9 protein-coding genes are annotated in these 15,364 nt (G+C 69.3%); 2 read left to right on the top strand and 7 right to left on the bottom strand.

The genetic code is table 11. From position 1 onward, the window contains the following. Positions 1 to 41 precede the first annotated feature (41 nt). Positions 42 to 1,868 (top strand): monovalent cation:proton antiporter-2 (CPA2) family protein, encoded by a 1,827-nt coding sequence (locus ACFCQI_RS05615; RefSeq protein WP_395120398.1) that lies wholly within the window; start codon positions 42 to 44, stop codon positions 1,866 to 1,868. A gap of 13 nt (positions 1,869 to 1,881) precedes the next feature. On the opposite strand, the gene ACFCQI_RS05610 is transcribed toward ACFCQI_RS05615, so the two are convergent. Together ACFCQI_RS05610 and ACFCQI_RS05605 are read right to left on the bottom strand one after the other, a co-directional pair. Beyond that, positions 1,882 to 5,316, bottom strand: coding sequence for an ankyrin repeat domain-containing protein (locus tag ACFCQI_RS05610; RefSeq protein ID WP_395120397.1), 3,435 nt, complete (start codon positions 5,314 to 5,316; stop codon positions 1,882 to 1,884). A gap of 71 nt (positions 5,317 to 5,387) precedes the next feature. Then, positions 5,388 to 5,681, bottom strand: a complete 294-nt coding sequence (locus ACFCQI_RS05605) for a YcgL domain-containing protein (protein ID WP_395120396.1) — start codon at positions 5,679 to 5,681, stop codon at positions 5,388 to 5,390. Between the two features lie 243 nt (positions 5,682 to 5,924). On the opposite strand from ACFCQI_RS05605, the gene ACFCQI_RS05600 reads away from it, so the two are divergent. Further along, complete coding sequence (locus ACFCQI_RS05600; RefSeq protein WP_395120395.1) at positions 5,925 to 7,421, top strand: OmpP1/FadL family transporter; 1,497 nt, start codon at positions 5,925 to 5,927, stop codon at positions 7,419 to 7,421. Positions 7,422 to 7,492: 71 nt separating this feature from the next. Here ACFCQI_RS05600 and ACFCQI_RS05595 read toward each other — a convergent pair whose 3' ends face one another. The 5 genes from ACFCQI_RS05595 to ACFCQI_RS05575 form a co-directional block, all read right to left on the bottom strand. Continuing rightward, a complete protein-coding gene (locus tag ACFCQI_RS05595) occupies positions 7,493 to 8,908 on the bottom strand; it encodes a coniferyl aldehyde dehydrogenase (RefSeq protein WP_395120394.1) in 1,416 nt (471 codons plus the stop codon). A gap of 59 nt (positions 8,909 to 8,967) precedes the next feature. After that, complete coding sequence (locus ACFCQI_RS05590; RefSeq protein ID WP_395120393.1) at positions 8,968 to 11,463, bottom strand: TonB-dependent receptor; 2,496 nt, start codon at positions 11,461 to 11,463, stop codon at positions 8,968 to 8,970. A 61-nt stretch (positions 11,464 to 11,524) separates the two neighbouring features. Beyond that, positions 11,525 to 12,727 carry an SO2930 family diheme c-type cytochrome gene (locus ACFCQI_RS05585; protein WP_395120392.1) on the bottom strand — a complete coding sequence of 401 codons (1,203 nt, stop codon included), beginning with the start codon at positions 12,725 to 12,727 and terminating at the stop codon, positions 11,525 to 11,527. A gap of 42 nt (positions 12,728 to 12,769) precedes the next feature. Then, positions 12,770 to 14,005: a parallel beta-helix domain-containing protein gene (locus ACFCQI_RS05580; RefSeq protein ID WP_395120391.1), complete on the bottom strand. Its 1,236-nt coding sequence runs from the start codon at positions 14,003 to 14,005 to the stop codon at positions 12,770 to 12,772. Positions 14,006 to 14,120: 115 nt separating this feature from the next. Further along, complete coding sequence (locus ACFCQI_RS05575; protein ID WP_395120390.1) at positions 14,121 to 15,212, bottom strand: AraC family transcriptional regulator; 1,092 nt, start codon at positions 15,210 to 15,212, stop codon at positions 14,121 to 14,123. Positions 15,213 to 15,364: the final 152 nt, after the last annotated feature.

Genomic DNA, 15,364 nt, shown 5'->3' with positions numbered 1-15,364 from the left:
CGTGGAATAATCGGGACATCCCCGACCGGAGTTGCCGACGCTTGGACAGCCATCATCTGCTGCAGACGGCCCTGGTGTTCCTGCTCGCCACGGTGATCGCGGTGCCGCTGACCAAGCGCTTTCGCCTCGGCGCGGTGCTCGGCTATCTGCTGGCCGGCGTGGCGATCGGGCCGCAGCTGCTGGGGCTGATCCACGACACCTCGGGCGTGGCGAACATCGCCGAGTTCGGCGTGGTGCTGATGCTGTTCGTGATCGGATTGGAGCTGTCGCCGCAGCGGCTGTGGGTGATGCGGCGCTCGGTGTTCGGCACCGGCATCGCGCAGGTGCTGGCCAGTGGCCTGGCGATCGGCCTGGTCGCGTACTGGCTGTTCGGCCTCAACGGCAAGGCGGCTTTTGTCGTTGGCGGCAGCCTGGCGCTGTCGTCCACCGCGTTCGGCCTGCAGATCCTGGCCGAGCGCAAGGAGGCGGGTTCGGCCTACGGGCGGCACGTGTTCGCCGTGCTGTTGTTCCAGGACCTGGTGGCGATTCCGCTGATCGCCGCCTTGCCGCTGCTGGCGGCGTCCTCGGCTTCGCATGTGGACCTGCTCGGCGTGCTGCGCACGATCGGGGTGATCGTCGGGGTGGTGGTCGGCGGCCGCTACCTGTTGCGCGCGGTGTTCCGTTTCGTGGCCAAGGCCGACTCGGTCGAGGTGTCCACCGCCACCGCCTTGCTGGTGGTGATGGGCGTGGCATGGCTGATGGAACTGGCGGGCCTGTCGGCCACCCTGGGCGCATTTCTGGCCGGCGTGCTGCTGGCCGATTCCGAATACCGGCACGAGATGGAATCGAACATCGAGCCGTTCAAGGGATTGCTGCTGGGGCTGTTCTTCATCAGCGTCGGCATGTCGATGGACCTGTCGCTGCTGTGGCATAGCCCCGGCCTGGTGCTGACCCTGCTGGCGCTGCTGCTGGCGCTGAAGAGTGTCTTGCTGTGGCCGCTGGGACGCTGGCTGTGCGGGCTCAATCGCTCGGACACGCTGCGCCTGCTGGTGCTGCTGGCCGCCGGCGGCGAGTTCGCCTTCGTGGTGTTGCGGCTGGCCACCGAGCAACGCCTGCTCAGCGTCGCGCAACGCGACCTGCTGATGCTGGTGATCGCCCTGAGCATGGCGCTGACACCGCTGCTGGTGGTGTTGGCGGCGAAGGCGCTGGACCTGCGCCCGCGCCAGCCGTCGCGCGAGTTCGACACCATCGACACGGCGCCGCCGCGGGTGATCATCGCCGGCTTCGGCCGCGTCGGCCAGATCATCGCCCGCGTGCTGCGTGCGCAGGGCATTCCGTTCGTGGCGCTGGAGCACTCCGCCGACCAGGTGGATTTCTCGCGCCGTTTCGGCAGCATCAATCTGTTCTTCGGCGACCCGGCGCGGCCGGAACTGCTGCGCGCGGCGCACGCGGCCACCGCGGAAGTCTTCGTGCTGGCCACCGACGACCCGGAGGCGAACCTGCGCACCGCGCGCCTGGTCAAGCGGCAGTATCCGCACCTGAAGATCGTCGCCCGCGCGCGCAACCGCCAGCACGTGTTTCGCCTGCTCGACCTGGGCGTGGACGACCCGGTGCGCGAGACCTTCCATTCCAGCCTCAAGATGACCCGCAAGACGCTGGAGGCACTGGGCCTGTCGCACGAGCTGGCGGTCGATCGTGTCGAGCGCTTCCGCCGCTACGACGAGGACCTGCTGCAGAAGCAGGCGCTGGTCTACGACGACGAGACCAAGCTGATGCAGAGCACCCGCGATGCACTGGTCGACCTGCAGCGGCTGTTCGAGGCCGACGCGGAGCGCACTGCCGAGCGCCAGCGCGAGAAGGGGCCGGTGACGCCGGACAGTCCCGAATAGACGCGGCCGGCGGCTACTCCGCCGGTTGCCGCAGCGTCTGCCGCACGCTGGGGATCGCCTGGTTGCTGCGCGCGCTCAGTTCGTGGGCAATGTCGACGAAGCCGAGTTGGCGAGCCACTTCCGCGGCAGTGCGGCCGAAGGCGTCGGTGGCCTGGCGGTCGGCGCCACGCGAGAGCAGCACGCGGGCCGGGGCGAGCAGCGCGTGCATGGCGCAGGCATGCAGCGCGGTGACGCCGCGCTGGTCGGCATGCGCGACGTGCGCGCCGGCATCGAGCAGCGGCGGTACCAGCGCGCCCAGGTGGGTGGCGTCGCCGTCGCTGCCCGGCGGCAGTTGCGCGCCCAGCAGCAGCAACAGCGGCGTCTTGCCTTCGCGATCGGCGTGATTGATCTCGGCGCCGTGCTTGAGCAGGCCGTCGAACAGGCGGCGGGTGCGCAGGCTGTCGTTGTGTTCAAAGCCGAACTGGGCGGCGGCGTGCAATGCGTTGCGGCCGGAGCTGTCCACCGCCTTGACGTCGGCGCCGGCGGCCAGCAGTTGTTCGGCGATGTCCGGGTAGCCCAGCGCGGCGGCCACCATCAGGGCGGTGGCGTCGTTCGGCAGGCGCTGGTCGACGGCCACCTCGCGCTGCAGCAGCAGGGCCACCAGCGCTTCGCGTCGTGCGCTGACCGCGGCGACCAGGGCGGTGACGCCGCTGTGCGCGGGAAGGCTGGGATCGGCACCGGCGTCGAGCAGGCAGGCGGCCACGTCACGATGACCGGCACCGCAGGCGCGCAGCAGCGCGGTGGCGCCCTGCTCGTCGCGGGTGTCGACGGCGAAGCCCAGTTCCAGCAGGCGCTGCACCGCGGCCAGCGCACCGACCGCGGCGGCGGCAGGCAGGTCGGTGCCGCGCAGCGGTCGCTGCGGCAGCGGCCAGTCGCGCCAGTCCAGCCAGCGCTCCAGCGCGGGATGCTCCAGCGCGAGCCCCAGCGGCGTCTCGCCGTGGGTGTCGGCCGCTTCCGGGTCGGCGCCGTGGGCGATCAGGCTGCGCACCAGCGGCAGCGCGGCGGCGCCATGTTCCAGCGCGGCGAACAGCGGCGTGCGCTGCTCCCCGTCACGGGCGTTGGGATCGCAGCCGCGCGCCAGCAGTGCCTGCAGCAGGTCGCCGTGCGCGTGGCGGGTGGCCAGGTGCAGCGGCGTGCGCTGGTTCGCGTCCGTGCCGAACGGGTCGGCGCCGCGCTCGAGCAGGCCGAGCGGCAGCGCGGCGGCCTGGGCTGCGCCCTCGAGCTGCACCAGGGCCGCGGCCAGCAGGCCGCAACCGGCGGGGCTGGCGCCGGCCTGCATCAGATCATCGACCGCTTGGGTGGCATCGGGCAGGCGTTCGAGCAGGGCGTCGAACAGGCGCCGTCCCAGCGGTGCCTGGGTAGGCGCTTCGCCGGTGTCGGGCTCGTCGATGCGCGGTGCCTCCAGCCGGGCCTCGGCGGCGAGGCCGTGGTCCAGCAGCCAGCGCCGCGCCGCGCCCAGCCCGGGCGTGGCCAGTTCCAGATAGAGCCGGGCCAGCTCGGCTTGCGGCCAGGAGCGCACCCGCTCGCCGAAGGCGGAGACGGTGGCCCAGTGGCCGAAGCGCAGCGCGTCGAGCAGGTGTTGCGGCGTGTCGGCGCCTTCGTCCAGCAGATCGTGGCTGAGGTTGGCGGGCAGCGCGGTGTCCGGGTCCAGCAGCGCGACCAGATCCCAGCGCCCGGCGGCGCTGGCGTGGTCGAGTGCGCTGCGGCCGTCGCCGCCGGCGGCCTTGGCATCGGCACCCAGTTCGAGCAGGGCGCGGACGGTGGCGACGTCGGCATGCGGCGACTGGCAGGCCAGGATCAGCGCGTCGCGACCGTGCTGGTCGCGGGCCAGCACGTTGGCCTTGGCCTCGGCCAGCCGCTGCACGATGCCGCTGGCGCCGGCGCGCGCGGCTTCCATCAGCGCGGTAACGCCGTGCTCGTCGGCCAGCCTGACGTCGGCGCCGGCATCGCACAGGGCGCGGGCGATGCGCTCGTGGCCTTCGGCGGCGGCGCCGAGCAAGGCGTGCCGCTGGCGCGCGTCGAGAGCGTTGACGGCGGCGCGGTGCTTGAGCAACAGGGCAACGCCGGTGGGGTCGTCGTCGGCGATGGTGGCGGCGGCGACCAGCGCCGGTTCGCCGCCGGCCGGGGCCGGCTTGGCGCCGCGGTCGAGCAGGAATTTCGCCAGCGGCCAGTTGGCGGCACGGCAGGCGGTGGCCAGCGGGCTCAGGCCGGCCTGGTTGAGCGCGTCGATCGGCGCGGCTGCGTCGAGCAGCATCGCCGCCACGCCGGCGTCGGCGCTGAGCACGGCGCCGTGCAGCGGGGTGTTGCCGTCGGCATCGGTGGCCAGCGGGCTGGCGCCGTTGGCCAGCAGCATCAGCACCGCTTCGGCGCGGCCGTGCCAGCTGTCGCGGGTGGCCGCGAGCAGCGGGGTGAGCCCGCCGCTGGCGCGATTGACGTCGGCGCCGCTGGCGATCAGCGCGCGCAGCAGCCGCGTGTCGGGCAGCAGCGCCGCCAGCATCAGCACCGGGCGCTGGTCGCGATCACCGGGCGGCGGCACAGTGTCGCAGGCAGCACCCACTTCCAGCAGCGCCAGCGCGCGTTCGATGTCGCCGGCGCGGGCGGCGGCGAGCAAGGCGGCCGCCTGTTCGGGTGTGCCGGCGATGCGCTCCGGTTCGCTCAGCACCGGCCGCGGCAATTCAGCGGTCAGCGGATTCGCGTCGGCGCGTCGGCGCGGCGGGTGGCGTTCGCACAGCAACGCGCGCAGGGTGCGGTTGGCGATCACCAGGCAGGCCAGCGGCAAGATCACCAGCGCATAGATCGCCAGCGCCGCCAGGCGCATTTCCTCCGGCAGCATGCCGACCAGCCCGGTCAGCGCGATCGCACTGAAGGCCAGCGCGAGCAGGCACAGCGCGGCCGGCACGAAGTGGGTGAAGAAGCGCTCCTCGCGCGACAGGTGCCGACCGAACGCCATGCTGCGCAGGGTGGCGGTGAAGATCCATGAACCGTCGCGTTGCGGCGGGTAGGCGTCGTCCCACACGAACACCAGCCCGAACGCCGGCCACAGTCGCCACAGCGAGACCAGCGCCAGCACCAGCGCGGCGGCCAGCAGCAGGGCGGCGCTGAGGCTGGGGCTGTGGCTCAGTTGCAGCATCGGCCAGGCCACCAGCACGAATACCAGCACGGTGTAGCCGGTAAACATCACCAGGTGCGCGGCGCCGCGGCGCAGCACGGTGCGCGCGAAGCTCGGTTCCGGATCGAAACCGATCGCGTGGCAAATGGCCGCCATGGTCAGCGCGTTGGCCAGCAGCAGCGGGATCAGGGTCAGCGGATGAGTGGTCAAGCTGGCCAGTGCCACGGCCAGCAAGCCGGGAATGAACCAGGCCAGCGCATGCAGGAAGGGAGGGCGACGGCGGGATTTGGTCTGGGTCATGGCGGCAGTATAGAAATCGTGGACCGTGCAGGCGGTAACCAGGCGTTAACGCGAACGCCATGATGCGCGATTCACTCGTCCCGATCATCCCGCGGCGAGTGCGTGTAGGCGGGGTGGTTGGCGGCGGCCAGCGTTTCCTGCGGCGGCAATTGCAGATGCCAGCCTTGCGTGCGCAGGTGCTCCAGTACTTGGCCAGTGTCCTCCACCGGCAGTTTGCGTTGGAGCGTCAGCTGCACCTCCATCACGAAGCGCAGTTCACCCAACATCAGCGTCAGCGGCTCGGGCAGTACGTCGAACGCGTCGCGTTCGGCCAGCCACAGGTAAGTGTCAGCCTTGGACAGGCTGGCGTAGACGAAGGATTGCATGGCAGCACCGTGGGGGCGGGAGCAAGCGCCGGGGAGGCGAGAGTAGCAGCGCCGGCCGGCGGATCTGCGGGCGGGTTTGTTTGCCGGGCGGAGTTCACTTGTTAGTAATTTGTTGCGAGCGCACTTGCAACGCCTTGTCCGAGAGGGCAAAGTCCAGCGCAGGAAGTTCAAACGTACGTATGAATTTTCCTGTCCGTCTGCCCGACTTAACCGAGTTGACCCAATATCATGCAGGAGCCAGCGATGCACACGTCTTTCCGTACCCTCACGGGCGCTGCCCGTCCACTGGCGCTCGCCGCGCTGAGCATTGCGATCGTGGGCGCCCTGGTTGCGCCGGTGAACGCGGATGCCAGTGCATTCCAGCTCAAGGAGAACAGCGCCAAGGGCCTGGGCCGCGCCTTTGCGGGTTCCGCTACCGCCGGCGGTGATGTCTCGGTGGTGGTCAACAACCCGGCCGCGATGTCCGAGCTGAAGGGCACCTACCTGCAGGCCGACGTCACCGCCATCAACTTCAGCGCCAAGTTCGACGGCAGCGCGCATGACGTGCTGGGTCGCCCGATCAGCGGCGGCAATGGCGGCGATGCCGGCACCACCTTGCCGGTGCCGGCGTTGTTCTTCGCCACCCAGGTCAGCGACCGCGTGCACGTGGGCGGCGGCTTCTCGGTGCCGTTCGGCTTCCAGACCGAGTACGACAAGGACTGGGTCGGCCGTTACCACGGCATCAAGTCCAAGTTCCAGTCGCTGGACGCCACGCTGTCGGCATCGTTCGACGTCACCGACAACTTCAGCCTGGGCGCCAGCTTCATCGCGCAGAAGACCAGCGCCGAGCTGACCAGCGCGGTCAACTTCAACGCCGTGGGCCTGGGCATCCAGCAGGGCATCGGCGCGCAGACCGCCGCCGGCGTCGCGCAGATCCAGGCGGCCATCGCCGCGGGCCAGATTTCGCCGGCGCAGGGTGCGGCGATGATCCAGGCGGCCGTGCAGCAGGGCCAGGCTGCCGCGGCCGGCGTGGCGGCGGTCACGCCTCCGGGCGTGGACGGCTACGCCCGCATCAAGGGCGACGACTGGGGCTACGGCTGGCAGCTGGGCGGCTTCTGGAAGCTGACCCCGAACGACAAGCTGGCGCTGAACTACCGCGCCAAGATCAGCCATCGCCTGCAGGGTACCGGCAACTTCACCACCACGCCGGGCTACGACCTGCTGCTGGCCAACCCGGCGCTGGCCAGCTCGATCCCGCCGTTCTCGCACACCACCGGCACTGCCGACTTCACCACGCCGGCCGTGGCCAGCGCGAGCTACTGGCATCAGGCCGAGAAGTTCGGCGTCGGCGTCGACGTGGCCTACACCAAGTGGGACGTGTTCAAGAACCTGACCGTGAACTACGGCAACTCGCAGCCGCAGACCTCGGAGCCGTACAACTGGCGCAATACCGTCTACGCCTCGATCGGCGGCGACTGGTACCTCAACGACAAGCTGACCCTGCGCGGCGGCGTCGCGGTCGACAGCAGCCCGACCTACGAGAAGACCCGCAGCCCGCGCGTGCCCGACTCGACCCGCAAGATGGCCACCGTCGGCATCGGCTACAAGGCCAGCGAGAACTTCGAGATCAACGCCTCGTATGCGCACATCTTCGTCAACAACGCGCACGTCTCCAACACCAACAGCACGGGCGACACGCTGACCGGCAACTTCGACGACTACGGCAACCTGCTGAGCTTCTCGGCGATGTACAAGTTCTGATGCCGGACCTGCGATAACCGCACAAGAAAACTCCCCGCTTCGGCGGGGAGTTTTTTCATGCGTGAAAGAAATCAGCCGCGACGCAGCAGCAGGTCGAGCAGGCGCCGGAAGCGCTTGCCGTATGGCGGGTTGAGCAGGCCGGCGCCGTTCCAGCGCGCCTGGCGGAACACCGGCTTGAAGTGCGAGAACGTGCGGAAACCCGCCTCGCCGTGATAGCCGCCCATGCCCGAGGCGCCGATGCCGCCGAACGGCAGGCGGTGCTGGGCGATGTGGTACAGGGTGTCGTTGACGCTGACGCCGCCGGCGTGGGTGCGCGCCAGCACGCGGTCGATGCGCGCCGGGTCGTCCTCGAACAGGTACAGCGCCAGCGGATGCGCACGGGCGGCGACGTGCGCGATGGCCTCGTCCAGCGTGTCGTACGGCAGCAGCGGCAGCAGCGGGCCGAAGATCTCCTCGCGCATCACCGCCATGCCGTCGTCGACCTCGGTCAGCAGCTGCGGTGGCAGCAACCGGCGCGCCGGATCTTCCGCGGCTTCGCCCAGCGCGTGTACGCGCGCGCCGGCCGTCTGTGCATCGTCGCGCAGCGCCGTGAGGCGCTGATACTGGCGATCGGAGACGATGCTGGCGTACTGCGCGTTCTGCTGCAGCTGCGGATACATCCGCGCCACCGCCTGGCCGGCCAGCGCGATGAAGTCCGCCATGCGCGCGCGCGGCAGCAGCACGTAGTCCGGCGCGATGCAGGTCTGCCCGGCGTTGAGCAGCTTGCCGACCATGATGCGTTCCACCGCGTGGTCCAGCCGCGCGCCGGGGCCGACGATGGCCGGCGACTTGCCGCCCAGCTCCAGCGTCACCGGGGTGAGATTGGCCGCGGCCGCGCGCATCACGTGGTGACCGACCGCGGTGGAGCCGGTGAACAGCAGGTGGTCGAACGGCAGCGCCGAGAACGCCTGCGCCACGTCCGCGTCGCCGGTCACCACCCGCACTTCGTCGGGTTGGAAATACTTCGTCACCTGCTCGGCGAACAGTGCCGAGAAGCGTGGCGTGAACTCGCTCATCTTCACCATCGCGCGGTTGCCGGCGACCAGCGCGTCGACCAGCGGGCCGACCGCCAGGTACAGCGGATAGTTCCACGGCACGATGACGCCGACCACGCCGCGCGGCTGCGGCCGCAACTCGGTGCGCGCCGGCAGGAACAGCCAGTCGGCCAGGCGCCGGCGCGGCTTCATCCAGCGCCGGCCGTGGGCCAGCGCATGGCGGATCGCCGAGAGGCTGGGGAAGAACTCCAGCAGCTCGGTCTCTTCGCGCGGGCGGCAGCCGAAATCGGCATGGATGGCCTCGACCATGCGCTCGCGATTCTCGCGCAGCAGCGCCTGCAGCGCGCGCAGCCGGGCGGCGCGCACGGTCCACTCGGGCATCGGTTGTGCCCGTTGCGCGGCGCGCAGCAGGCGCAGGCTGTCGGTGAGCGTGGAAACCTGGTCGGTGGTCATGGCATTACTCGGTACGGGTCCTGCAGCATGCACGCAAACGGCGGGCGCCGCCTGCCGGGTCAGAAGCGCGCACGCAGTTCGACGCCCCACATCCGCGGCGGCGTGACGCCGGCGAACGGCGTGCCGAACACGCTGGTGGTGATGTTGTTCACTCCCGTGACGTAGCGCTTGTCGAACACGTTGGTGCCATAGAGCGCCACGCCCCACTGCTCGCCGGCGGCGCTCCAGTCCAGTCGCACGTCGGTGATCTGGCGTGCCGAGCCGACCTGGAAATTGGGGCTGATCTGGCAGGTGCCCTGCAACTGCGAGTCGTTGTTGCAGCGGGACGGGCCGCGATAGGCGTGGCTGAGGTCGAATTGCAGCGCGCCGTGCGCCACGTCGTGCCAGGTGTAGGCCAGCTGTGCGGCGAACGAATACTTCGGCTCGCCGGTGGGCTGGCCGTCCAGGCTGGCGCCGGAGGGCGCGGTGGCGTTGCGGTAGGTGGCGTCGATGTACGCGCCGTTCACGCCCAGCCGGAACGCCGTGTCTGGCTGCCATTGCAGCTCCACTTCGACGCCGTGGGCCTGCTGGTCGGTGCTCGCCACCAGGTAGCGCGGCACGCCGGAACCGGTGCTGTTGGGATCCAGCGTGAGCGACTGCCGGTTGTCGTAGCGGTAGTAGTAGGCGCTGGCGTTGAGCAGGAGGTTGGGCCCGGGGAACAGCGTCTTGACGCCGGCCTCGTAGTTGATGACCTTCTCCGGCGCGAAGTGCGAGCCGACCTGCACGCTGTTGTAGCCGCCGGCCTTGTAGCCCTTGGTGACCGAGCCGTACACCATCAGGTCCGGGCTGAACGTGTAGTCCAGCACCACGCGCGGGCTGAGGTCGTTCCAGGTGTTCCTGCCTTGCACCAGCACGCCCACCGGCGCGCCGCTGGCGGGGTTGAAGATCAGGTTCTGCCGGAACACGTCGGGGTTGACGCCGGCCAGCGCGAGCAGGCCCATCGCGTCGAGCGCGTCGATGGTCTGGTCCAGTTCCGGCGCGCTGCGCTGCGGGTTGAACCACGAGAACCGCTTCTGGTCGCGGGTGTAACGCAGGCCGGTGGTGAGGTTGAGCTTGTCGCCCAGGTGCCAGATCACGTCGCCGTACAAGGCGTATGCCTTGAAGCGGCCCTGGTTTTCGATCTGCTCGCGCCAGGGTGCGCCGAGCACGGTGTAAGGCAGGCCGAACAGTTTCAGCAGCGAATCGAAACCGGCGAAGGTGTCGGCGTAGCTGGCGCCGCCCACGTTCAATGCCAGCGTGTCGATGCTGTCAGTGAACACGTCGGTACGACTGGTCTGGCGCGCCTGTTCGCTGTACCAGCTGGTGCCGGCCACCCAGTCGATCAGGTCGGTGCTGCCGGCGAACTTGAACTCCTGGTACCAGCTGTTGTTGTGCTCGATGTTGGCCGTGTCGAGGTAGGTGGTGCGCTGGTTGGTGCCGTCGTAGTCGCCCAGGTTCAGCGTGTCGAAATTGCGCCACGCGGTGGTCGAGGTCAGGCTGCCCCAGCCGAAGCTGTGGTCGACGATCAGGGTGGAGCCGTCGAATCGGCGGGTTTCGGCCGCGCCCACCGCGTCGTTGTAGAGCGGCGCGTGCAGCGGGTTGAGGTACTGCGCCGGGTTGGCCGGATACGGCGGGCTCAGCACGCCCGCGTTCGGGTCCGGCCGCACCGACCATGCCGACGACGGGATCAGACCGAAGGCGGGCTGCGGCGGCTGCCTGAGCTCCTCGTGATCCCACGACCACAGCACGCGGGTGTTCGGCGTGATGTTCCAGCGGTAGACGCCGCGCGCGCCGCGATCGTTGTCCTGGCCGTAGCGCTTGCCGGTGGCCGCGTCGCGGGCCCAGCCGTGGCTCTGGTTGTCGAACAGGCTGAAGCGCAGCGCCATGTCCGCGTTGAGCGGCAGGTTCAGCAGGAAGTCGCCGTAGCGCTTGCCGTAGTTGCCCAGGCGCACGCGCGCCTTGCCTTCCAGCTTGTCGCTGGGTTCGTTGGTGACGATCGAGATGGCGCCGGCGGCGGCATTGCGGCCGAACAGGGTGCCTTGCGGGCCCTTCAGCACCTCGATGCGCTGGATGTCGTTGAACGCCAGCAGGGCGCCGCCGGAACGCGCGGCATAGACACCATCGATATAGACGCCGACCGCCGACTCGGTGCCCACGCCGAAGTCGTCGGTGCTGATGCCGCGCAACTGGTAGTTGGGCTGGGTCGGCTGGTTGGCGCTGACTACCAGGCCCGGCACGAACAGGCTCATCTTGCTGAGGTCGGTGGCCGCGAGCGTGTCGATCTGCCGGGCGGTGACGATCTGCAGCGCGATCGGCACCGACTGCATCTGCTGGCTGCGGCTCTGCGCGGTGACGGTGATGGCGCCCAGCTCGGTGGGCCGGTCCGCGTTCGCCGCGGTGGTCGTGGCGGAGGCAGGTGCGGTGCCGTCGGCGCTCGTGTTCGTCTGCGCCGCCAGCGGCGCGCACAGCAGCAGTGCCGTGCCGCCGAACAGCAAGCCGCGCAGCGCGGTCGAAAGTGGACGTTGACGAAGGTTCATGCCGTGCTCCCCGTTGCATGGAATGGCCGCGACCGATGCGCCGCGGCGGTCGTTTGTCGGCTCAGTGCAGCACAGTGCAGGTACCGGGCATGGCCGCGATCCACGCCTTGATCAGCGCGATGGCTTCGTGGTCGGCCGTGCTGCGGCCGATCTCCGGCATCATCGTGCCGGGCTCGGTCGAGGCCAGCCGGTACGGGATGATCGAAGCGTCCGGCTGGCCCGGCACGATGTCGAAGAAATGGTTGCCGGTACCCTGGCCGGCCGCGGTGGGCGGCTTGCAGATGCCCAGCTCGTGGTTCTCCGGAGTGCCGTGGATCAGCGACAGGCCGGTGGTGTTGGCCGCGCCGTTCGGGTTGTGGCAGTGCCCGCAGTTGATGTCCAGCCAGGCGCGGGCGCGCGCATCCAGCGGCGCCTTCGGATCGCTGGCATCGACGTCGCGCGGCACCGTGGCCAGCGCCGGCACGCCGGCGAGATAGCCGACCTTGACCAGATGCTCGAGCTGGTTGTGCTCGCCGTCGGCATACGGGTAGTTCTTGTTGATGTGCCGCGCCTTGGGGCCGATCGGATGCACCTTGCGATCGATCCAGTCCTGCGCGTGGCAGCTGGCGCACTGGCTTTCGTCGGGCACCACGTAGTTGAAATCCTCGCGTGCCGGGATGCCGTCCTGCGCGCTGGCGGCGACCAGGGTCAGCGGCAGCACCGCGCCGGTGCGCGCCAGCGTGGCTTCGGTCTGCGCGTCGTTCCACACGTAGGGGATTGCTTCCCAGCCGTTCTGGCGATGCACCAGGATGCGCGTCTCGATCAGTCGCACGTTGGCCATGTCCAGGCCCTGGCCGGCGAAGTCGCGCGAGTAATCCGCGGTGCGCGCCACGTCGCTGAACTTGCCGTCGGCGGTGCGCGGGTAATAGAAAGTCTTGCTGAACACCGTGCCGACCGGAAAGTCGAGCGTGTCCACCGGCTGGTACTTGCCGCTCACGCCCCTGGGCATCCAGATCGTGCGCAGCTTGTGCGCGTAGTCGGTGAACAGCGGCGTGTTGAGGTCGTACGGCACCACGCCGTCGTTGAGCTGCAGCTTGCCGTCATGCACCTCGACCACGTGCCAGTCGCTGAGCCTGGCCGGGCGGCCTTCGGCATGGAACGCCACTGGCTGCATGCCGCGCTGGCAGCCGGCCAGCAGCAACGCGAGCAGCAGCAGCGCGAAACCCTGCAGGAGCGCACCTTGTGCGCGATGCCTTCGGGTGGCGTGGCGGAGAGCATCACGCACAGGGCGCGCTCCTGCGGAGACCGAAAATACCCGGAACATTCCTCAGACCTTCGGCTCGGGATTCAAGGTCACCGGGGGCAGGCTGGGCAGCGTGCATTCGTACGGCTTCATGTCCTTGCTGGGGTTCTTGTAGTCGTGCGGGCCGTCGGCGTTGATCACGCCGTTGACGCCCCGGATGCAGATGCGGTCGTTCGCCGGCGGCAGGCCGTCGACCAGGTTCTTCGTGTCGACGTAGCCATCCCACAACACGTCGGGGAAGTTGCCGCCGAGGCCGTACATCGCGGTCTTCAGCGCCTTCAGCTTGAGCCCGTCCGGTGAATCGCCACCGCCCTTGAGGCGGTTGTCGTGCACGTAGATCGCCTTCGGGTACGGGTTGTAGTTCGCCGCCACGCCGCGGGTGTTGTAGTAGTTGGTGGAGAAGTAGCTGGCGATGATGATGTTGGCGGTCCGGTTGTCGGCGATGTCGTTGTCGAAGATCTCCACCTTGTCGTTGGAGTTGATCACCACGCCCGAACCCGCCGGCACGCTGGCCACCGCCGCGCCCTTGGCGGCGAAGTTGTCCAGGTTGTTGGCGATCACCTTGTTCCTGAACACCCGCGTGCTGTGGCCTTCCTTGGACAGGTTGGGCATGTTGAACACCAGGATGCCGCCGGTGTTCTGCGTGGTGGTGTTGCCGTAGACGTCGGCGCGGGTGGAGTTCTCCACCTCGATGCCGGCCACGTTGTGTTCGGCGCGGTTGTTGCGCACGATGATGTTGTCCGACTGGCCGACGTAGATGCCGGCATCGGAGGCGCCGATCACCACCGAGTCCTCGATCAGCACGTTCTGCGTCTTCACCGGGTACAGGCCGTAGGCGCCGTTGGTGGTCTTCGGGCCGTCGGTCCACTCCACGCGCACGCCGTGGATGGTGATGTTGCTGCCCTGGTTGATCTTCAGCGCATCACCCTTGGTGTCCTCGATCGCCAGGTTCTCGATGGTGAAATCGCTGGCATTGACCAGCAGGCCCTCGGGGCCGACCACCTGGCCCTTGAACGAGAGCACGGTCTTGTCCATGCCGGCGCCGCGGATGGTGACGCCGTCGGTGCGCAGGCTCAGCCCGCGCTTGAGGTGGTAGTGGCCGGCGGGGATCTCGATCACGCTGCCGGGCTTGGCGTCCAGCAGTTGCTCCTGCAGCTTGGCCTCGAAACCGTTGTCGGCGGCGGTTTGCGACGGCGCCTCGTGCTTGCCGCAACCGGTCAGCGTCGCGGCCAGTGCAATGGTGATGAGCAGTGTGCGCATGGTTGGATTCCCCCGTGGAAGTGCCGGCGTCGCGATGACTCCGACTCTCGCCCATTCCGCCGCCCGTGGGGAGGGCAAAGCGGCCAGCCGATGGGGGGAAAAGCGGCCGGATTGATCAGCGCGGGCGCCGCGCCTCCTGCGGCGGTATGCCCGTCCAGCGCTTGAACGCGCGCCGGAATTCACGCGGGTCGCTGAAGCCCACTGCGCTGCCGACGTCGGCCACGCTCAACGCGCCCGCCTGCAGCAGCTGCAGCGCGCGCTCGGCGCGCACACGATCATGGATCTCGCGGAAGATCCGCCCGCTCTCGGCCAGCTTGCGGCGCAGCGAGCGCTCGCTCAGGTTCAATGTGCGCGCGACTTCGTCGAGCCTGGGTTGCTGCGCCAGGCGGCTGCGCAGCAGGCGCTCCACCGCGGCGACGATCTCCTGATGCGGCTCGCCACCGTCAGGCGTGCGTTGCTGCGCGCACAACGCCAGCGCCTGCTTCGCGGTCAGCGGGTTGTAGCCGGGCAGCGGATGGGGCAGCCACTGCACGTCGATCAGCAGCCGGCAACGCGGTGCGTCGAAGCGCGACTCGCAGCCGAACAGGGCATCGTATTCGTCGGCGTAGGCCGGTCGCGGATAGGCCAGCTCCAGCCGCTGCGGACGCAGCTCCGGGCCGACCAGCTCGCGCGCGATCAGGGTCGAACTTGCAAACAGCTCTTCGCAGAAGAACGGCAGCAGTTCGCTGTCCTCGAACAGCGGCAGGGCCACCATCGCCACGGTGCGCTCGTCCACTGCCTCGAACGAGAGGTCGAGCAGGCAGCCGCAGATCTTGTGGTGCGCGATGCCCGCCTGCATCGCCTCGCCGAAGGTGCGCGAGGTCATCATCGCCAGCCCGAGCAGGCCGAAGCCGCCGACGGTGCCTTCGCGGCCGATGCGCAGGCCGGCGTCCGCCACCCCCGCCGCGCGCAGTGCCGCCAGCGCCCGCCGCACGAAACCGGAAGCCTGGCGATACGACACGCGCAGCGCAGGGTCCGCCAGCTGCGTGCGGCTGAGCGCCAGACCGGCGAACCAGCCGCGGCAGTCGATGCCGCAGGCATCGGCGAGCTGGGTCAGGTACAACAGCTTGTTGGTCGGGAACTCCGCGGCGGTGTAGCGCGGATCGTCCGTCGCCGCTGCCGTCGCCGCGGAGGAATGCAGGCCGATCATGCCGGCGGGTCGTGCCATGGTGCCGATGCTCCGACGCAGGCAGGCCGCGACGGCCTGCAGTCCGGACTTTCTAACATGGCGGGACCTACACCAGCTTGCGCGGTGCACAAGGAGCCATGATTCGAGAAAGTGCCGTGCCCCTCGTTCTCTCGAACGACGTGGTCGGTAAC

The sequence above is a fragment of the Rhodanobacter sp. FW102-FHT14D06 genome (assembly GCF_043950705.1).
Classification (GTDB): domain Bacteria; phylum Pseudomonadota; class Gammaproteobacteria; order Xanthomonadales; family Rhodanobacteraceae; genus Rhodanobacter.
Note: the sequence above shows the minus strand (reverse complement) of the source record. Positions and strands in the feature narration are given on the sequence as shown.

Coding starts and splice junctions, on each gene's coding strand:
- ACFCQI_RS05610 (WP_395120397.1), bottom strand. CDS start 5,316: ATGACCCAGACCAAATCCCGCCGTCGCCCTCCCTTCCTGCATGCGCTG.
- ACFCQI_RS05605 (WP_395120396.1), bottom strand. CDS start 5,681: ATGCAATCCTTCGTCTACGCCAGCCTGTCCAAGGCTGACACTTACCTG.
- ACFCQI_RS05600 (WP_395120395.1), top strand. CDS start 5,925: ATGCACACGTCTTTCCGTACCCTCACGGGCGCTGCCCGTCCACTGGCG.
- ACFCQI_RS05595 (WP_395120394.1), bottom strand. CDS start 8,908: ATGACCACCGACCAGGTTTCCACGCTCACCGACAGCCTGCGCCTGCTG.
- ACFCQI_RS05590 (WP_395120393.1), bottom strand. CDS start 11,463: ATGAACCTTCGTCAACGTCCACTTTCGACCGCGCTGCGCGGCTTGCTG.
- ACFCQI_RS05580 (WP_395120391.1), bottom strand. CDS start 14,005: ATGCGCACACTGCTCATCACCATTGCACTGGCCGCGACGCTGACCGGT.
- ACFCQI_RS05575 (WP_395120390.1), bottom strand. CDS start 15,212: ATGGCACGACCCGCCGGCATGATCGGCCTGCATTCCTCCGCGGCGACG.